An 18,572-nucleotide genomic window follows, 5' to 3' on the forward strand; every position below is an offset into this window, starting at 1 on the left:
CCATGAGCGAGCGTTTTCGTTTCCCGGCCTTGAGCCGGGATGTTCAGCATCAATCCATGCAGCAGCGGCTTGATGACGCATTCGAAAAAGGTCGCCAGCAAGGCTTTGAACAAGGTCAGGAGCAGGGTGAGGCATTGGCCCGCCAAGCACTGAAAACCGAGTATCAACAACAATCCGACGCTGATGTGGTTCGCCAGATGGCGGACATACAGGCACAAAACCAGGCCCGCCTGGATGACTTTATGCAATCCCTCAAGGCCCGTTTACGTATTGAAGAGACGCAACTGAGCGAGGAGCTGTATTTGCTGCTGGCGGCACTCAGCAAAACCGTGCTAGATGCAGAGCTTCGCCAGGATAAGAGTCTGTATCAAAAAGCGATAAAACAGGTTCTGATGAACCTGCAGGGCGAAGACAAGATAAAGCGGGTGCAAATTTGTGCCGAAGGCGGCGCATGGCTGCTGGAACAGGGCATTACGCAAATTGATTCTGTGCCATTGGTACTTGACGATACTGTCCCAACTGGCCAAGTGAATTTTTGCGGTGACTCACAGTTGCACCTGTTGTCCTTTTCTCAGCGCTTAGATGAGGCGCTAGCCCAGTTACGTCCCTTGTTGAGTAGCGCTGATGAATGCTGAGTTAGTAGGTCGTCTTAAATCTGCCCGAGAGCAGTTGCAACCGGTAACGCTTTATCAAAGCTTTGGTCGACTAACGAAAGTGAACGGCATGACCCTGACCGTTGATGGTGGACGTTTTCACATGGGTCAGCGCTGTCAGGTGGAAGGGCAACAGGGGCAATGGCTGGAAGCGGAAGTGGTGGGTTTTGACAAGCAGTCAGCCTATTTGATGCCGCTGACCACGGCCAATCAGCTGCATGCCGGTGCCAGAGTTAAGGCGCAGTCGCAGCCACAACAACTGCAAATCGGCCCTTCATTGCTGGGTCGGGTGGTAGACGGTCTGTTGCGTCCTTTGGACGAACGCCCCCTAAGTCCGGGCAAACACAAAGTCGATGCAGATACTATCCTACTCAACCCCATGCAGCGTCAAAGTGTGAGTGAGCCGTTGGATGTGGGCATTCGTGCACTCAACGCTCTGTTTACGGTAGGAAAAGGCCAACGAATGGGATTGTTTGCCGGCTCTGGCGTGGGTAAGAGTAAGCTACTTGGCATGATGACCCGCTTTACCAGTGCCGACGTTGTAATTGTGGGGTTAATCGGAGAGCGTGGTTGGGAAGTGCGGGATTTCATTCAGCACAGTCTGGGAGAGGCGGGTTTACAGAAAGCCGTAGTGGTGGCAGCCCCGGCTGATCAATCACCGCTGTTGAGACTACGAGCCGCAGAACTCAGCCACAGATTGGCCGCTTACTTTCGCGATCAAGGCAAGAATGTACTGCTGTTGATGGACAGCTTGACTCGTTATGCCCAAGCTCAGCGAGAGATTGCCCTGTCTGTGGGCGAGCCCCCGGCAACCAAAGGCTATCCCCCTTCGGTATTTAGCAAGCTGACCAGACTGGTGGAAAGCTCGGGCAACAGCAACGCCAGTCAGGGCAGTATGACCGCCTTGTATACGGTATTGGCCGAAGGTGATGACCAGCAGGATCCCATTGTGGACAGTACAAGAGCGATACTGGATGGACATATTGTGCTGAATCGGGAGCTGGCCGAAGCTGGCCATTATCCTGCTATTGATATCGGTGCGTCGATTAGCCGGGTGATGCCATCTATTGTGGATGAAGCGCATTTGCAGGCCTGCTACCGCTTAAAACGTTTGTACAGCCGCTACCGTCAGGTTCAGGAACTTATTCCACTGGGTGCCTATCAGGCCGGTCAGGATGCGGAATTGGATAAGGCGGTCAGGTTGTATCCCGCCATTGAAGCGTTTCTTTGCCAGGCGCTGTCGGAACGCGCCACCCTGGCCGATAGTCTGACAGGTCTGATGGAGTTGTTAAATGAAGATGCTTAATCGTTATTTGAACTTACAGCAGCAAAAACTGGATAGCATGCAGCAGCGCCAGAGCAAACTGCAGCACCAACATCAGCAAGAATGTGACCGGCTTTCTCAGTTACAACAGCATGCTAGTGGACTGGGTAATGCCAGCACCGTCAATAACGCGATGGGGCTGCAAAACTTAAGTGCGGTGCGTACGCAGTTACAGGCATTGTGTGAACAGCAAGGTCTTAAGGTAGCACAGGCGGATCAGGAAGTGAGACGGCAGCAACAGGCTTGTGTGGCACAGCTTCGCTACAACAAGGGGCTGGAAGTGGTACGAGATAAACAGCAAGACAGAGAGCGGCGTCATCAGATACGCCAGGAACAAAAACACAGCGACGAACTTACCGCCTTATTGTTACAGAATGTCAGCCCCTTTGCGTAGCGGTGGGTAAAGGTAACTGACACTGCTTGAATAGCGTTTGCCACCAGGTTACATGGGTTTGCAGAGCTGAAGCAAAAGCCTGATGCTCGACATCTCGCTCCGCCAACCAATGCTGAATTGGACCGGGGCCCGCATCGTAGAGCTTAGTCAGGCGCGGTGCTAATTCATACTGATAGCGATTAAGCTGACCTGCCAGTGGCTGAATGTCCTGAATAAAAAACAAGCCAAATACGTTACTTAGATACTGCGCTGTATCAGTCTGGCAGCGCACATTTTGTGCCTCCAGCCAGGGATTAAGTGCATTCAGATAAGCGGTAAGAATGCGACGGGTTTGATACCACCTGGCTGGTAGCTGCCCCTGATGCAGGGCTTGCAAGTGGCTTTCCAGTTGTTCGCTTTGCTGTTCGTCAGAATAGGGTGCCACACTCAATAAATAATCCAGTGCCGCACGGCTGCTCTGAAGCATGCCTTCTTCAGGTATTTGTTGCTGGCGGTTTCCCGCCAGGCTGCTTCGCAGTTCGCTATCATCCAGCAGGGCTGACCAAAGCGGTACAAGAGCCTGTTGTTTGCTGTTTTGCCATTGCTGCAACTTTGCACTGAGTTCGGCGTCCAAAGGGCCTTGCCGACACTCGTCTAAGGCAGCGAGTAGTCTTTGTTCATAGATATAGCGCTGCGATAATCCCTGCAACTTACCAAGCGCGGTATTACGCTCAGCAACCAGGCTGTATAAGCGGCAATCGCGTAAGGCGTAGAAATCACGCAGATTAATATTCACTTCTTCGGCTTGGTAAAGTTGCCTGGTGGGCAGTTGCAACGGGGGCGGGAGTACTATCTCAGGAGGGGATTGTTTGAGCACATTGCCCAGGCGGCTGGCATAGTCATCCAGACGGTGCTGCACAGCAGGTTGGCAAGCGCCTAGCAAAACAATTCCGGCAATCACGCCTGCGCGACGTAAAAATCCTAACAGCATGTAAGTTCAGTAATATTGTTCGTCGTCTGCATCAACATGAAAAGACAGGGTTTGATTGGCTTCGTCCAAGTGCATCTTAATATGAATGGGATTACAGCAGTTACTGCAGTCTTCAAAGTAGTTCTGATCGCCTTGACTATAATCCAACTGCAGATGCATCAAATGACCACAATGGGGGCACTTGATATTCACGGTTTTGATTTTCATATCACCTCCAATTCATGGCGTTACCCTAAGCTGCGTCCGCCATCTATCTTGAGTGTTTGCCCGGTAACGTAGTTGGCCTTGAGTAAAAAGCCAATGGCATCGGTGATATCCTGCTCCTGCCCTAAGCGGCCTAATGGGATCTGAGCCAAAATGCGTTGTTTATTCTGATCTGTTATCTCTTCGGGCCACAGGATAGCCCCAGGGGCAATGGCGTTAACTCTTACTTCAGGGGCTAACTCAATGGCCAGCGTCTGTCATACTCACCAGTCCGGCTTTCGCCATGCAGTAAACGCTGTGGCCAGCTAACGGACGAAACGCATGGATATCTACCATATTGATAATAGTGCCTTTGCGCCGTTTCAGCTCATCGGCCAGATAATGGCTCAGAAACAAGGGTGCTTGCATATTGCTACCCACCAGTGTCTGCCAGGCAGGCTGGCTTATTTCATCGAGCGGCGTAGGAAAGAAGCTTGAGGCATTGTTAATCAGTACGTCCAGGCGGCCAAACTGCGCCAGTACCTTAGCGGTTAAAGTTTCCAGCTGGCTGATTTGTGTCAAATCGCCTTGCACCAGCGCGGCGCTGTCTGGGCGGGTAAAATTGAGCTCTTCGCAAAGCGCTGCAGCCTGCTGATAAGAACCCAAGCAATGCAACACTATCCGGTAGCCTTGCTGGTGAAGCGCTTGGGCGGTTGCAGCACCCAGACGTTTGGCACTACCACTGATAAAAACGACCTTTTCCATTAGCTGTTTTGGTTACCGCGTGTTTGAAAGCCGTTAGTATGACCTTGTCTTGCCCTAGCTGTCCAAATGTTGCAAATGAAGTTTGGCGGTTTGAATATACTGGCCGCCGAATAACAGCGCATGGTTTAGTAAGTGATAAAGTTGATAAACAGGCTTGCGGTATTGATAGTCCTGACTCAGGGGCCAGGTTTCCTGATAGCCCTGATAAAAAGGTTCAGGAAAGCGTCCGAATAGTTCGGTCATAGCAATATCGGTTTCTCGATCTCCGTAGTAAAAAGCCGGGTCGAATATGACGGGTTGGTTTTTCCAAAATCCGGTATTGCCTTGCCACAAATCACCATGCAGCGGAGAGGCTGGCGGACAGTGCCCAGCCAGTAGCTGCTTAATGGACGTCACCACATTATCAACAGAGATGGTCAAAATGTTTTTCTCTTGCAGCAGCTGCAGCAGATAGCCAATTCGCTGCTCAGCAAAAAAGTGACACCATTTCTTTTGCCAGGCATTGGGCTGTATGGTGCTGCCGATGAAATTATCTTCATCCCAGCCGTATTGAGCTTGGACATTGGTGCCATGCAGGGTTGCCAAGCTGCGGCCAAACTGAAACCACAAGTCGGCTGAACCTTCTGACATCTTCAGGTATTCGAGCACCAAAAAACTGTACTGCGATACCCGTCCTGCACATATCACGGTGGGCAGTTTGATATTGTGCTCTATACGTAGATGTTCCAGCCCCTGAGACTCACATTCTAAGCGGGGCAAGGCGGCAGCGTCGGCGACTTTAATAAAGTAGCGTTGACGACCGTCTGTCACCCTGAAGCTGCGGGTATGAAATTGTTGATGTACCTGACGGATATCCTCGCAGATAAAATCCTGTCCCAGGTTCTCGCTGATCTGTTCGCTAATAAAATGCCACATGCTCGGATAATGGGTTGCCCGACATTCTTCATAGTATGGAACAGCAGACAAATTTGTTAAGCGCCGTTAGGGATTTTTTCTGTTGGTTCTTGAATACCTCGCAAGGGTTTATTCTGGTAGATGGAATTGGGCAGAATCTTTCTAAGCGCCACAAAAGTCTTAAAGGTGCCATCAAGCAGCATTCGATTGGCCAACCAGTGCGGGATGTTGCCCGCTGCATCGGCGCTACCCTGATAACAAATTTCTAATTGATTTGCGGGGAAGGGGGTTAAGGTCCAGCTTGACCATACCCCTTGTAGTCTCACCATGGTTGGGATTTTGGGTAAGGACTCGGATGCATCTTCAACAATCAGTGTTAGCACCAAGCTGTCTGGATCCTGTTCATAGTGGGAGCGCGTTACGAGGTCGCGATCACGTATCGGCCAGGGCGCGTTAAAAACGCTATGCACTAAGTCCTGATTCGTCTGTGGGCGATCCAACAGGGTGATCTGCCTGGCGTTGGCAATCCATTTTGGGCCTTGCTCGGTATCTCGTAGCAGCAGAATAAAGGCGCTGAGATCGCTGCGTAGCAGCGTTTTTGCCATGACATCATCTACCGCGGAGTCGCTTTTGCGTCGATACAGTTCAATTTGGTGTTTCGACTTAACGTGCTGCCATTGACTCCCGCTAACCTCGCAATCCGCCAGGGCCTCAGTGCTAAAAAGCAGTAAGCTCAGTAAAACGGGGAGTGAAAATTGCATCCAGGCCATGAAATAGATATAGTTGCGCCTGGTCTGATGGTAGCAGACCTGACGCCAAATTAGATAGCACCCGTTGTGGGTGTTTTTTGTTTTTTGACCAACAAGTGGCGCTTGGTTTGTGTCACCACTGTTAAGGAATTTTCATGCCTGTAATTACACTTCCCGACGGCAGTCAACGTCAATTTGATAATCCTGTTTCCGTAATGGATGTCGCCAATGACATAGGTCCTGGTCTTGCTAAAGCCACCATAGCCGGCCGTATTGATGGTCGGTTGGTTGATGCCTGTGAGCTTATCAGTACCGATGCGACTTTGCAGATTATCACTGCCAAGGATGATGAAGGGCTGGAAATCCTGCGCCACTCCTGTGCGCACTTGTTGGGGCATGCGATTAAGCAGTTGTGGCCGAATACCAAAATGGCCATTGGTCCTGTCATTGACAACGGTTTTTACTACGATGTTGACATGGAACATGCGCTTAGCCAGGAAGATCTGGATAAATTGGAAAAGCGCATGCAGGAGCTGGCCAACACTAACTATAACGTGGTGAAGAAAGTCGTAAGCTGGCAGGAGGCTCGCGATGCCTTCGCCGCCCGTGGCGAGTCATATAAGATTGAAATTCTGGATGAAAACATCAGCCGTGATGACCGTCCGGGTTTGTACCACCATGAAGAATATATGGACATGTGCCGGGGACCACACGTACCCAATATGCGTTTCTGTCAGCATTTCAAAATCATGAAAGTAGCCGGTGCTTATTGGCGTGGTAACAGCGACAATAAAATGTTGCAGCGTATCTACGGTACCGCCTGGGCAGATAAAAAACAGCTCAAAGCCTATTTGCAGCGACTGGAAGAAGCGGAAAAGCGCGACCACCGTAAAATTGGTAAGGCGCTGGATTTGTTCCATTGGCAGGAAGAAGCACCCGGTATGGTGTTCTGGCATAACGATGGCTGGACTATCTACACTGAACTGGAAAAGTTTGTCCGTGAAAAACTACGCACATACAGCTACGGCGAAGTAAAAGGCCCATTAATGATGGACCGCACCCTGTGGGAGAAATCAGGACACTGGGACAAATACGCTGAGAATATGTTTATTACCGAGTCGGAAAAACGTATTTACGCAGTGAAACCCATGAACTGTCCCGGCCACGTGCAGATTTTTAACCAGGGGTTAAAGTCTTACCGTGACCTGCCGCTACGTATGGCGGAATTTGGTTGTTGCCACCGTAATGAGCCGTCAGGTGCCTTGCATGGCCTGATGCGTGTACGTGGCTTTACTCAGGATGATGCGCATATCTTCTGTACCGAAGAGCAAGTACTGAGTGAAGTGGGTGGTTGTATCGATATGATTTACGAAACATACAAGACCTTTGGTTTTGATAAGATCGTGGTCAAACTGTCTACCCGTCCGGAAAAACGTGTGGGTTCCGAGGAAGCCTGGGATAAAGCCGAGAAAGCACTGGCCGAAGCGCTGGATAGCAAAGGCATTGAATTCCAGTATCTGCCTGGTGAAGGGGCTTTCTATGGCCCGAAAATTGAATTTACCCTGCATGATTGTCTAGACCGTGCCTGGCAGTGCGGTACAGTGCAGTTGGACTTCTCCATGCCTGGTCGTCTGGGTAGCACTTATGTGGCCGAAGACGGCGAGCGTAAAGTGCCGGTAATGATTCACCGTGCGGTATTGGGGTCACTGGAACGTTTCATCGGTATTCTCACCGAAGAATACGCCGGTTTCTTCCCACTGTGGCTTGCTCCCATGCAAATGGTAGTGATGAATATTACCGATAATCAGGCCGAATATGCCGCCGATGTGGCAAAAAGGTTACAAGAAGTTGGTTTTAGAGCAAAGTCTGACTTGAGAAACGAGAAGATTGGCTTTAAAATCCGCGAGCACACTCTAAGGCGTGTTCCTTATATGTTGGTTGTCGGTGACAAAGAAATGGAAGCCGGCGAAGTAGCAGTAAGGACTCGGAAAGGCGAAGACCTGGGCAAATTCTCCCTGGAGGAGTTTATTAGTAAGGCCCAACAACAGGTCACTAGCAAGATTATCGAATAATTTCGGAGGAAGAGCATATTAAAGGTGCTAACACGAAGGGCCAAGATTCGGCAAAAGCCCGTATTAACGAAGAAATAAGAGCAAAAGACGTTCGTTTGATTGGCAAGGATGGTGAACAGGCAGGCATAGTCTCCCTGGCCCAGGCACTTGAATCAGCCGCAGAAGTCGAGCTGGATCTGGTGGAAATTAGCCCGAATGCCGAACCGCCGGTCTGTAAGATTATGGACTACGGCAAGTTCATCTTCGAAAAGAGTAAAGCTCAGAAAGAGCAAAAGAAAAAGCAGAAGCAAATTCAGGTCAAGGAGGTGAAATTCCGCCCTGGCACTGATGAAGGCGATTACCAGGTCAAACTGCGCAACCTGCGTCGCTTTCTTGAAGGGGGTGATAAAGCCAAAGTCACAATCCGTTTCCGCGGACGTGAAATGGCTCACCAAGAAATTGGCATTCAACTTCTGAACCGGATTAAAACCGACTTAGAAGATCTTGCCAACTGTGAGTCTTTCCCCAACAGGGTGGAAGGCAGACAGATGATCATGGTGCTTGCCCCCACTAAACGGTAAGTAAGGCTCATCAAGTACTTTGATGACTGCGCGTCAAGGTCGCCTTACTACTTGGTTGTAACTTAAACAATGCGGAGTTTTAGCAATGCCTAAAATGAAAAGCAACAGCGGTGCCGCGAAGCGTTTTAAAAAATCAGCTTCCGGTCGCTTTAAAAGCAAGCAGTCTCACTTGCGTCACATCCTGACCAAGAAGAGCTCTAAGCGTAAACGCCACCTGCGTGGCAAGAAACTGGCCCATGACTCGGATACTGCGTTGATCCAGCGCATGTTGCCGTACGCTTAAGCTAAAGGAGACTGAAACATGGCAAGAGTAAAACGTGGTGTTATTGCACGTGCCCGTCATAAAAAGGTACTGAAGCAAGCCAAAGGTTACTACGGAGCCCGTTCACGGGTGTATCGCGTTGCCGTACAGGCGGTTACCAAAGCCGGCCAATACGCGTATCGTGACCGTCGTCAGCGTAAGCGTCAATTCCGTCAACTGTGGATTGCACGTATCAACGCTGCGGCCCGTCAGAATGGTTTGTCATACAGCCGTTTCATCAACGGTCTGAAGAAAGCGTCTGTCGAAATCGATCGTAAGATCCTGGCTGACATCGCTGTACATGACAAAGCAGCTTTCAGCGCATTGGTAAATGCTGCCAAAGGCGCATTGGCTTAATATTTAACTATTAAGCTTGAGTTCTTTCAGGAAAACGGGAAGCCGGATGCTTCCCGTTTTTTTTTATGTTCATGGATGACGCTGACGTGGTAGGGAACATTCGTCAGCGATGTCAGAAACATCATATCCTCATCCCGCCTTTCTATCCCTGGCGGATACTTATCCTTAAAGCTAACTCTGCTGTGTGTTTACAAGCGTTTGATAATGACTCGTCCTTCGTTACTTACCTATGGCTCTGTCATTGTTTCTTTGGGCGCAAAGCAAGAAGGGATGAATAAATAAAAAGCCGGGCAACCCCGGCTTACCGATAAAAGCGCCGGTATCAATTATAAATACCGGCGAACAGGCTTTAGGCAAGAGGAGGCCTAAAACGCATACTTGGCAGAAAATTGCAGTCTGTCCATATCACCATCCAAGCCATTCTCCAGTTCACGTTCGGAGTGAGAATATTCCAATCCAAAACTGAGTGCCTTAGTGGGTGAGTAGATGGCGTTAACGGCCACTCTGCTGGTTGTTTCTGTAACACCAGTGCCGGTTAAGTCCAACTCATTGTCAGCATCAAAGAAAGAATAGCTTAGGGTTGAGCGCCATTGATCATTCCACCAGTGACGGTAAGCAATAAAACCACCGCTTGAGTCGATAGCTTCCAGTTCGTTATTAGCATTCAACACGGCGCCATTCGCAGCATTAATCGCCAGATAACGACCCATGCCTGAACCGGCGTTATACATAACCTTGATGTCATCTTTGCCGATATTAAATTTAGCCGAAATACTAAATGCCGCCGCGGTTTCTGTGGTGTCTATATTGACGCCATTGTCATAAGCCAGCTGTCTGATAAGGGCTGCGCCTGACACATGACCCCAGTCAGCCTTATGGGTATAACGCAAGACTAAATCGGGCACAGAGTTATCGTCGGTGACTATGCGGCCACCACCACCATATGGGGTAACTGTGGTTTCAGGGTTTTCCAGAGCAACTTGGAAACCACCATGGCTGTATCGAATCATGGCTTGACGAACAAAGATGGTTCCATCGGTGGTACCGATGAAATCCAGGCTTTCTGGCAAAACAGAGACGTCCTGGAAAGTACTCCAGGTCTGACCAAACAACCATCCATCATACTCTATAGTGGCAATACGTAAGCGCGGGCTGTATGAGTTACTGACCCGCTCATCACCGTTAGGTGTGGCCATAAAGTCCAATTCAATCTTGGTTGACAAGGTTTTGCCATTTTCCAAGGCGGTTTTGGATGAGAAATTAAAACGGGTTTGACGCGCGTGCATGTCAAAGGCTGTGCCTTCATCATTGCCGCCAACCGGCGTTAGACCTGGGATGTAAAAGTCACGACCAATATTACCAGATGGTAAACTGCCGTCGGAATACTGGCTGGCAATGGCATCAAGTTTAACGTAGCCACCAAAAGTGAATTTGGTGTCTTCCAATACTGACGCGTGAGCGGCAGAGGTACAAAACAGCGCGCTTATTAGGTAGGCAAGGGGACTCTTCGTTATGCTTTTCATTGCAGTTCCTCGTGTTCAAAGTCTGCTTAACAATTGTTCAGTAGGACAAACTGCTCAATCAGACCATGGTCTAAGCGACCAAGGTCGAAGAATTCCCGCTAACCGCCGGAATCTTGTTGTTAAAGGGGTGTAATGCCTGTTTTAATTTGGTGTTAACCATATGTTGTACGACTATGGTCTAATACTTTAGCCGGGCCGGCTCCTTAGTATTGCATCGAAAATTACATGGAGATCTGACAATGTCGCATGCTACTTATCCTGTTTCTTCCTATCCACATCGGGCCACCCATGCCGACAATGCAGAGTATCTGCGTTTGTATAAATGGTCAGTGGAAGACCCGGAAGGGTTTTGGGCAGAACAGGGCAAAAGACTGGATTGGATCAAACCATACAGTCAGGTCAAAGCAACCAGCTTTGCCCGGGGAAATGTTAAAATTAATTGGTTTGCCGACGGGCAATTGAATGCCAGCTATAACTGTATAGATCGCCATCTGAAGACCAACCCAGACGCCACGGCCATTATTTGGGAAGGTGACGATCCTGCCTCTGATAAAACCATCAGCTACCAGCAAATGCACGATGAAGTGTGCAAATTGGCAAATGCCATGAAGGCCAAGGGCGTCAGTAAAGGTGATCGCGTCATTATCTATATGCCAATGATCCCTGAAGCGGCTTATGCCATGTTGGCTTGTGCGCGAATCGGTGCTGTGCACTCGGTTATTTTCGGCGGTTTCTCACCGAATGCCATTGCTGATCGTATTGAAGATTGTCAGGCCAAGCTGGTTATCACCGCTAACTACGGCCGTCGTGGCGGCAACAAAGTACCGCTTAAAGCCAACGTAGATAAAGCCTTGGAAAAAGACGGTACAGGCAGTATTAAAGACGTTATTGTGTGCCAATTGCTACAGGAAGATACCCTGATGCAAGAGGGGCGTGATGTGTGGTGGCATGATGCTGTTGCTGGTTGTGCGACAAGCTGCGAGCCAGAAGCCATGAACGCCGAAGACCCCTTGTTTGTGCTATACACCTCAGGGTCCACTGGTCAGCCCAAAGGTGTGGTGCATACCACGGGTGGCTACCTGGTGTACGCATCCATGACGCATCAGTATGTGTTCGACTATAACCCCGGCGATGTCTACTGGTGTGCAGCAGACGTGGGCTGGATTACCGGACACAGCTACATTGTTTACGGTCCATTTGCCAATGGTGCCATTTCTCTGATGTTTGAAGGGGTACCGACTTATCCTGATGTACGTCGTATGGCGCAGGTGGTGGATAAGCACAAGGTTAATATTCTTTACACTGCACCAACAGCTATTCGTGCCCTGATGGCTAAAGGGGATTTCCCTGCCGAAGGCACCAGCCGCGAAACCCTGCGTTTGCTCGGCAGTGTTGGCGAGCCTATTAACCCTGAAGCCTGGGAGTGGTACCACGACAAAATTGGCGATAAGCGCTGTCCTATCGTGGATACCTGGTGGCAGACAGAAACCGGCGGCATAATGATCACACCACTGCCTGGTGCTACGGATTTAAAACCTGGCTCTGCTACTCGCCCGTTCTTTGGTATACAACCTGCGTTGGTTGATGCGGAAGGAAAATTCCTGGATGGCGCTACCGAAGGTAACCTGGTTATCAAGGACTCCTGGCCAGGTCAGGCAAGAACCGTGTGGGGTGACCATGCAAGGTTTGAGCAGACCTATTTCAGTACCTATGACAATCTGTACTTTACAGGTGATGGCGCACGTCGAGATGAAGACGGTTACTATTGGATCACTGGGCGTGTAGATGATGTTCTGAACGTATCGGGCCACCGTCTGGGTACGGCAGAGATTGAAAGTTCGTTGGTGGGACACCCAGCCGTTGCTGAGGCTGCTGTGGTGGGGTACCCCCATGACATTAAAGGACAGGGGATCTACGTTTATCTGTTGCCTACCGATGGCGTGGAAATTACCGACGAGCTGACCAAGCAAGTACGTCAATGGGTAAGAGATGACCTTAGCCCCATTGCAACCCCTGATTTTATTCAATGGACACATGGTCTGCCCAAGACTCGCTCCGGCAAGATCATGCGTCGTATTTTGCGTAAAATTGCGGCTAATGAGTTTGAAAATCTCGGTGATACATCAACCCTGGCGGATCCGTCTGTGGTGGATTCACTCATTGATAAGCGTTTGAATCGCTGATTCATCTGGTGTCAACGCGCAAAATAGCGGACACTGTCAGAGGCCGCCGCCAGGCGGCCTTTTGTCACTTGTCATAATGGAGTCACCATGGCCAAGTTTTTGATTGCCGATGACCACCCCCTGTTCAGGGAAGCACTGGGTAGTGCATTGCAACTAAAATTTCCTGCCTTATCACTGGTTCAATCAGATTCACTGGATTCGACCATCAAGGCGTTAAGTGAACACGATGATGTGGATTTAGTGTTGCTTGACCTGCATATGCCCGGTTCTGGCGATCTCTATGGTCTTATTCGTGTTCGGCAGGATTTCCCCACTGTCCCTGTTGCGGTGATTTCCGGTAGCGAGAGCCTGGAGGTCGTCTCTAAGGTTATGGGGTTTGGGGCATTGGGTTTTATTCCTAAATCTTCCTCTTCGGAACAAATTGCCGCTGCAATCAATAGCATTCTTGAGGGCGACAACTGGGTTCCGGAAGCACTGCGCGACAAGATCCAAAAAATCAGCGAAGAGGATAGAGACCTGGCGCAGAAAGTCGCTGATCTCACCCCCCAACAATACAAAGTGTTGTATCTGATCCACAACGGCCTGTTGAACAAGCAGATAGCCTATGAGTTAGGTATTACTGAGGCTACGGTAAAGGCCCACGTTACTGCCATCTTCCGTAAACTGGATGTTTATAGTCGAATCCAAGCGGTATTGTTGGCAGAAAAGCTGCAGTTAGAACCACCTGGCAAGAGCGCACAAGAAGAGGTAGGCAAGGAAAGCTGATTTACATCTGACGCGTAAATTTTGTGCTATATGAATGGGGACAACAGTACAAAAGGAATGCGTATGAGACAGCTTATCTTGCTTTTGACACTTCTGAGCCTTAGCGCTTGCTCTAAGTTAACCCTGTCCAACTATGACCAACTCAAAGCGGGAATGAGTTACCGAGAGGTGATGGATATTCTTGGTAACGCCGATCATTGTGAGGATCTGGTGGCCAACCGGGAGTGTATCTGGGGTAACAGGGATGGGCGCCATATTCAGGTAAACTTTGTTGCCGGTGCAGCGGTCTATTTTAATCAAAATGGCCTGTAGCTTCGCTGCTTATCAGCATCGAGCTAACTTAAGTTCATACTTGGTTCAGGCTAAAACGCCATACTGGCATCAGTTTCATTCACTAAGGAATTTGCATGAAAAAATTGATTGCTGTATTGCTGTTGGCTGGTGCATCTATGTCTGCGGTAGCGCAAGAGCAGGAAAATGCTATCAGTGTGGTGGGTCAGTCTAACGTAAGTGCGGTGCCGGATTTGTTCCAGTTCAGCCTGTATGTTGAGGAAAAGGGCCCGGTTGTGGCCAAACTCAATAGCGAGGTGAGCGACAAAACCAGTAAGCTGGTGAACTTTTTGCTTAAGCAGGGCGTGAAAGAGAAGGATATTCAATCCTTACATGTTCAGCTCTATCCTTGGTACGAACACTCAGATAAGGGCTCCGAGCAAAAAGGCTTCGTACTGGCCAGGCAGATTCGGGTCAGTCTGAGAGAACTCAATTTGTACGATAAAGTGCTCGACGGCGTGTTGAAACTAGGTGCGACCCGTATCGACGGCTTTCAACATAATGTCGAGAATCAGCAAGATCTTTATCTTAGTGCCTTAGAGCTGGCAGTGAAAAATGCCGAGTTGCGTGCCGAGAAGTTGGCAGCCAGTTTGGGTGCCAAGGTAGGCAAGGTGCTTTCCATCAATGAAGCGTCCAGCTATCGACCTTCTCCGGTTATGCTAGAGTCTCGTATGATGATGAAAGATGCGTCCGGTAGCATGGCGGGTGAGATGAATATCAACGCCCAGGTGCAAGTGAAGTTTGAGTTAATTCAATGAAACTGTGAAGAACAAAGACAAGGGGCTGATTCAGCCCCTTTCTTATTTGTGCATAAGTGTTGCAAGAAAGGGGTTTTAATTTGGCAGGTTTAGCAGTACCTTGTGCGGCCTTGTACAAGAGTTTTCTCAGACCATGCCAAAGATTAAATCAGAACTCTACCGGGAAGTCGTTCAGCAGGCCCAAGGACTGATGAACGGAGAAAGGGATTTGATTGCTAACTTAGCCAACCTCAGTGCCTTGTTGTGGATGCATTTGCCCGATATAAATTGGGCGGGTTTCTATTTGCGCCAAGATGATGAATTGGTGTTAGGGCCGTTCCAGGGTAAGCCTGCTTGTGTACGTATCCCCATGGGGAGAGGCGTATGCGGGACGGCAGCCAAGCTACAGCAGCCTCAATTGGTGCAAGATGTGCATCAGTTCGAAGGACATATCGCTTGTGACGCGGCATCTAATTCAGAAGTCGTTCTACCTTTTTATCTCAACGGACAACTTGCTGGCGTGTTGGATATTGACAGTCCCAGCCTGGCCCGTTTTGATCAGGACGACCTAGAAGGGTTACAGCAAGTCGTTCTTGCGCTGCAGGATGCCATGGCGTGAAGTCAATGATAGATATCCATGTGGTATTGGCTACACCGGCCGACATGGAATTTTGGGATGAGCAGGCAGGTGAAGCAGCAGATCGACTCAATGAGCTGTTGCACTATCTGTATGCACAAGCCGATGAAGATATTGATACGCATCAGCTTGAACTGATGATGCAACATATCTGGGAAACCTGGTATCAGGATCAGTATTTATTAGATATAGACGAGCAGGAGCTTTACGACTGGGTTGACCAACTAATGGCAACTTGGGATGATGAGCACCCTGGCGCACACTTAGATTAACCGTTAGAAATAAGCGAATGGATAGCCCACAGAAGTTTTCAAACAGCAAAGACGTCATCAGTTTCTTGGCTGACACCTTTCCCGCCTGCTTCAGCCTCGAAGGCCAGGCTAAACCCCTTAAAGTTGGTATTTTTCAAGATCTCGTTGAGCGTCTGGAAAATGACGAAAGGGTAAGTAAAACCTTGTTGCGTGCATCGTTACGCCACTACACCAGCAGTTGGCGTTATTTGCACGCTGTTGTGGAAGGGGCGCATCGAGTTGACCTTGATGGCAATCAAGATGCCGTTATTGAGAAACAGCACGCAGAACATGCACAGCAGCAATTGGCGGAAAGCAAGCAACGCGTTGCCGACAAACGTAAAGAGCAGGCCAAAAATCGTCAGGATGCAAAACCTCGTTACAAAAAGCCTGCTGGCAACAAAAACGACCACAACCCTGAAAAACCGGGGGCTGAACAGAGTAAATCTGCCGGCAGAAACGGTGTTCAGGGAACTAATTCCTCTCAGAGTAAACCAATTAAGCGACCACCACCGGAAAAATTGAGCGATACTGATCTGGTGGCAGGTACGCAAGTAACAGTAAAAATTGGTAAAACTCCAATGCCGGGTACTATTAATGAAGTTGGCAAAGACGGTGTACATGTCCAGTTGAACTCAGGCATGGTTGTTAAAGTACCGGCCGACAGCCTGAGATTGGCTCGTCCCAAGAGGTAAAATATGAAAAATGCGATTCAGGTTTCAGTGGCTGCAGCTTTGCTGGCAGCAAGTTATGGCGCAGGCGCGGTAGCTACTACCCCCAGTGCCCATGATTTACCAACTTTGGAGCAGGAATCGCAGCATGCGGTAGCAACGAAGCGAATATCTTCGTTGTTTACCCGTGCGCACTATAAAGAAATTGAGCTCAATGATGCCCTGTCAGGGCGGGTGTATGATCGATTTCTGAAGGCTTTAGATCCCAATAAAAATGTATTTACCGCAGCAGATGTCGCGGCGTTGGAAAAGTATCGCCAGAGTTTTGATGATGCACTGGAGCGCGGGCAACTGGTTGGGGCGTATGACATCTATCAGCAAAATCTCAAGCGTCGTGTTGAACGTTACGAATATGCGTTGTCGTTGCTGGAAGGTAGCTTTGATTTCGAAAAAGCCGGTGATGTACTCGAGTTCAATCGTGAAGATGCGGATTGGCCGAAAGACATTGCCGAGCTCAACGAGCTTTGGCGTCAGCGAGTTAAATACGATGCCTTAAATCTAAAAATGGCAGGTAAAGACGACGCGGGTATCAAGGACCTGCTCAATAAACGCTACGAGCGCGCCATTAAACGTTTGCAGCAGACTGAGAGTGAAGACGTCTTCCAGACCTTAATGAATTCCTTTGCCCGGACCATTGAGGCCCATACCAGTTATTTATCGCCGCGCAATGCCGAACGTTTCCAGATGGATATGAATCTGTCTTTTGAAGGGATCGGTGCGGTATTACAGTCGTTGGATGACCATACCGTAATCCGTTCTGTCGTACCTGGCGGACCGGCTGACTTGTCGAAACAAATTAAACCTGAAGACCGCATTATTGGTGTGGCGCAGGATGATGAAGAGTTTGTTGATGTCGTGGGCTGGCGCTTGGACGAAGTGGTGGATCTAATTAAAGGTCCCAAGGGCAGTATTGTCAGGTTACAAGTGCTTAAAGGGACGGCATCAGACAGCGCGGCACCGGAAGTTGTCAGCCTGACCCGCGATAAGATTAAGCTTGAAGACCGGGCGGCCAAGTCAGAAGTCTATGTGCCTGAGTCTGGTCCGAATAAAGGTCAGAAACTTGGGGTGATTTCTATTCCCTCTTTTTACAATAACTTACATGAAGATGTACGTAAGGAATTAGATTCACTTAAGAGTGAGAACGTTGAAGGCGTGATTGTTGATTTACGTGGCAACGGCGGCGGTTCGTTATCAGAAGCGACGCAGTTGACCGGCTTGTTTATTGACAAAGGACCTGTGGTACAGATTCGGGATAGTGCCGGTCGTATCCGTGAAGAGCGGGATAACGATGGTATTGTTTACTATGATGGGCCATTAACCGTATTGGTTGACCGATACAGCGCCTCAGCCTCTGAGATTTTTGCTGCGGCGATGCAGGATTACGGACGTGCCTTGATAGTCGGAGAGCAAACCTTCGGTAAAGGGACGGTACAACAGCATCGCGGCCTCGGCCGAATTTATGACTTGTACGATAATCCTTTAGGTAGCGTGCAGATCACTATTGCAAAGTTCTATCGTATCAACGGTGGTAGTACGCAACACAAAGGGGTTGTACCTGATGTGTTGTTCCCTTCAGCGGTAGAGCCGTCCGAATGGGGCGAAAGCCGTGAAGAAAACGCGCTTCCCTGGGATAGTATCCAGCGTGCTAACTACACTACCTTTGGTGAAACAGGCTCAACGGTACGTGAAGTGACAGACAAACATGCAGCGCGTATTCAACAGGATCCCGAGTTCGCCTATATTCTGGAAGACATCAGTGAATATCGTGCGCGTAAGGATGATAAAACCATTTCGCTGGTTGAATCTGAGCGACGCAAAGAGAAGCAGGATAACGAGCAGAAAGCCTTAGCCCGGGCAAATGAACGCTTAACCCGGATGGGACTGGCCAAGGTGGAAAATCTGGATGATTTACCAGAAGCGCTGGATGAGCTTGATCCGATTCTCGATGAAGCGGCCGCCATTACCTACGATGTAGTAGGGACCGGCAAATACGCGATTCGTAGCAAGTAATTAATAAACACATTTCACTATCAGGGCTATGTCATCATAGCCCTGTTTTTATCTAGGTGATGCACAAAAATAGCCTAACAGGCGAAGTACAGCAGACATCAGAAACCCCTGAGTCTGGCTGCTAAACGACAGAAAAGACAATAA

General features: G+C 49.3%; 22 protein-coding genes. 15 read left to right on the plus strand and 7 right to left on the minus strand.

Going from position 1 to position 18,572, the window contains the following annotated elements:
* The first annotated feature begins 2 nt into the window (after window positions 1-2).
* Genes IEX02_RS10235 through IEX02_RS10245 form a run of 3 tightly spaced genes read left to right on the plus strand, consistent with a single transcriptional unit; the run spans window position 3 to window position 2,371 of the window.
* Window positions 3-635 carry a FliH/SctL family protein gene (locus IEX02_RS10235; RefSeq protein ID WP_188694310.1) on the plus strand — a complete coding sequence of 211 codons (633 nt, stop codon included), beginning with the start codon at window positions 3-5 and terminating at the stop codon, window positions 633-635.
* Window positions 625-1,959, plus strand: coding sequence for a FliI/YscN family ATPase (locus IEX02_RS10240; RefSeq protein WP_188694313.1), 1,335 nt, complete (start codon window positions 625-627; stop codon window positions 1,957-1,959). Before IEX02_RS10235 ends, IEX02_RS10240 begins: the two co-directional genes overlap by 11 nt.
* On the plus strand, window positions 1,946-2,371 hold the full coding sequence (locus IEX02_RS10245; protein WP_188694316.1) for a flagellar FliJ family protein: 426 nt from the start codon (window positions 1,946-1,948) through the stop codon (window positions 2,369-2,371). Before IEX02_RS10240 ends, IEX02_RS10245 begins: the two co-directional genes overlap by 14 nt.
* On the opposite strand, the gene IEX02_RS10250 is transcribed toward IEX02_RS10245, so the two are convergent.
* Genes IEX02_RS10250 through IEX02_RS10270 form a run of 6 tightly spaced genes read right to left on the minus strand, consistent with a single transcriptional unit; the run spans window position 2,355 to window position 5,944 of the window.
* Window positions 2,355-3,341 (minus strand): DUF3080 family protein, encoded by a 987-nt coding sequence (locus IEX02_RS10250; RefSeq protein ID WP_188694319.1) that lies wholly within the window; start codon window positions 3,339-3,341, stop codon window positions 2,355-2,357. The two genes, IEX02_RS10245 and IEX02_RS10250, sit on opposite strands and share 17 nt — an antisense overlap.
* A gap of 6 nt (window positions 3,342-3,347) precedes the next feature.
* The gene (locus IEX02_RS10255) at window positions 3,348-3,548 is read right to left on the minus strand and encodes a CPXCG motif-containing cysteine-rich protein (RefSeq protein WP_188694321.1); all 201 of its coding nucleotides are present in this window, start codon (window positions 3,546-3,548) and stop codon (window positions 3,348-3,350) included.
* Between the two features lie 20 nt (window positions 3,549-3,568).
* The gene (locus IEX02_RS20520; RefSeq protein ID WP_308422497.1) at window positions 3,569-3,796 is read right to left on the minus strand and encodes an SDR family oxidoreductase; all 228 of its coding nucleotides are present in this window, start codon (window positions 3,794-3,796) and stop codon (window positions 3,569-3,571) included.
* Window positions 3,786-4,289, minus strand: coding sequence for an SDR family NAD(P)-dependent oxidoreductase (locus IEX02_RS10260; protein WP_308422494.1), 504 nt, complete (start codon window positions 4,287-4,289; stop codon window positions 3,786-3,788). Before IEX02_RS10260 ends, IEX02_RS20520 begins: the two co-directional genes overlap by 11 nt.
* 54 nt (window positions 4,290-4,343) lie before the next feature.
* Window positions 4,344-5,255, minus strand: coding sequence for a fructosamine kinase family protein (locus IEX02_RS10265; RefSeq protein WP_229702178.1), 912 nt, complete (start codon window positions 5,253-5,255; stop codon window positions 4,344-4,346).
* A gap of 5 nt (window positions 5,256-5,260) precedes the next feature.
* Complete coding sequence (locus IEX02_RS10270; RefSeq protein ID WP_188694324.1) at window positions 5,261-5,944, minus strand: START domain-containing protein; 684 nt, start codon at window positions 5,942-5,944, stop codon at window positions 5,261-5,263.
* A 143-nt stretch (window positions 5,945-6,087) separates the two neighbouring features.
* Here IEX02_RS10270 and thrS point away from each other — a divergent pair, with 143 nt between their 5' ends.
* From thrS to rplT, 4 genes are all read left to right on the plus strand, one after another.
* Window positions 6,088-8,004 (plus strand): threonine--tRNA ligase, encoded by a 1,917-nt coding sequence (gene thrS / locus IEX02_RS10275; RefSeq protein ID WP_188694327.1) that lies wholly within the window; start codon window positions 6,088-6,090, stop codon window positions 8,002-8,004.
* On the plus strand, window positions 8,004-8,564 hold the full coding sequence (gene infC, locus IEX02_RS10280; RefSeq protein WP_188695649.1) for a translation initiation factor IF-3: 561 nt from the start codon (window positions 8,004-8,006) through the stop codon (window positions 8,562-8,564). The genes thrS and infC overlap by 1 nt, the downstream gene beginning before the upstream one ends.
* An 85-nt stretch (window positions 8,565-8,649) precedes the next feature.
* Window positions 8,650-8,847 (plus strand): 50S ribosomal protein L35, encoded by a 198-nt coding sequence (rpmI, locus tag IEX02_RS10285; RefSeq protein ID WP_102795353.1) that lies wholly within the window; start codon window positions 8,650-8,652, stop codon window positions 8,845-8,847.
* Window positions 8,848-8,865: 18 nt separating this feature from the next.
* Entirely contained in the window at window positions 8,866-9,222 is a 357-nt protein-coding gene (rplT, locus tag IEX02_RS10290) for a 50S ribosomal protein L20 (RefSeq protein WP_102795354.1), read from the plus strand.
* 365 nt (window positions 9,223-9,587) lie between these two features.
* On the opposite strand, the gene IEX02_RS10295 is transcribed toward rplT, so the two are convergent.
* Window positions 9,588-10,745 carry a DcaP family trimeric outer membrane transporter gene (locus IEX02_RS10295; RefSeq protein ID WP_188694330.1) on the minus strand — a complete coding sequence of 386 codons (1,158 nt, stop codon included), beginning with the start codon at window positions 10,743-10,745 and terminating at the stop codon, window positions 9,588-9,590.
* Window positions 10,746-10,984: 239 nt separating this feature from the next.
* Between IEX02_RS10295 and acs the strand changes: the two genes are divergently transcribed.
* The 8 genes from acs to prc all read left to right on the plus strand — a co-directional run bounded on the left by acs (window position 10,985) and on the right by prc (window position 18,428).
* The gene (gene acs / locus IEX02_RS10300; RefSeq protein ID WP_188694333.1) at window positions 10,985-12,928 is read left to right on the plus strand and encodes an acetate--CoA ligase; all 1,944 of its coding nucleotides are present in this window, start codon (window positions 10,985-10,987) and stop codon (window positions 12,926-12,928) included.
* Window positions 12,929-13,015: 87 nt separating this feature from the next.
* Window positions 13,016-13,693, plus strand: a complete 678-nt coding sequence (locus tag IEX02_RS10305) for a LuxR C-terminal-related transcriptional regulator (protein ID WP_188694336.1) — start codon at window positions 13,016-13,018, stop codon at window positions 13,691-13,693.
* 63 nt (window positions 13,694-13,756) lie between these two features.
* The gene (locus tag IEX02_RS10310) at window positions 13,757-14,005 is read left to right on the plus strand and encodes a DUF3862 domain-containing protein (RefSeq protein ID WP_188694338.1); all 249 of its coding nucleotides are present in this window, start codon (window positions 13,757-13,759) and stop codon (window positions 14,003-14,005) included.
* A 95-nt stretch (window positions 14,006-14,100) separates the two neighbouring features.
* Window positions 14,101-14,781 carry an SIMPL domain-containing protein gene (locus IEX02_RS10315; RefSeq protein ID WP_188694342.1) on the plus strand — a complete coding sequence of 227 codons (681 nt, stop codon included), beginning with the start codon at window positions 14,101-14,103 and terminating at the stop codon, window positions 14,779-14,781.
* A 133-nt stretch (window positions 14,782-14,914) separates the two neighbouring features.
* Window positions 14,915-15,379, plus strand: coding sequence for a free L-methionine (R)-S-oxide reductase MsrC (msrC, locus tag IEX02_RS10320; RefSeq protein ID WP_188694344.1), 465 nt, complete (start codon window positions 14,915-14,917; stop codon window positions 15,377-15,379).
* A complete protein-coding gene (locus IEX02_RS10325; protein WP_188694348.1) occupies window positions 15,376-15,669 on the plus strand; it encodes a hypothetical protein in 294 nt (97 codons plus the stop codon). The genes msrC and IEX02_RS10325 overlap by 4 nt, the downstream gene beginning before the upstream one ends.
* Window positions 15,670-15,686: 17 nt before the next feature.
* Window positions 15,687-16,382 carry an RNA chaperone ProQ gene (gene proQ, locus IEX02_RS10330; RefSeq protein WP_188694350.1) on the plus strand — a complete coding sequence of 232 codons (696 nt, stop codon included), beginning with the start codon at window positions 15,687-15,689 and terminating at the stop codon, window positions 16,380-16,382.
* Window positions 16,383-16,385: 3 nt separating this feature from the next.
* Window positions 16,386-18,428, plus strand: coding sequence for a carboxy terminal-processing peptidase (prc, locus tag IEX02_RS10335; protein WP_188694353.1), 2,043 nt, complete (start codon window positions 16,386-16,388; stop codon window positions 18,426-18,428).
* Window positions 18,429-18,572: the final 144 nt, after the last annotated feature.

The sequence above is a fragment of the Bowmanella pacifica genome, assembly GCF_014645355.1.
Taxonomy (GTDB): domain Bacteria; phylum Pseudomonadota; class Gammaproteobacteria; order Enterobacterales; family Alteromonadaceae; genus Bowmanella; species Bowmanella pacifica.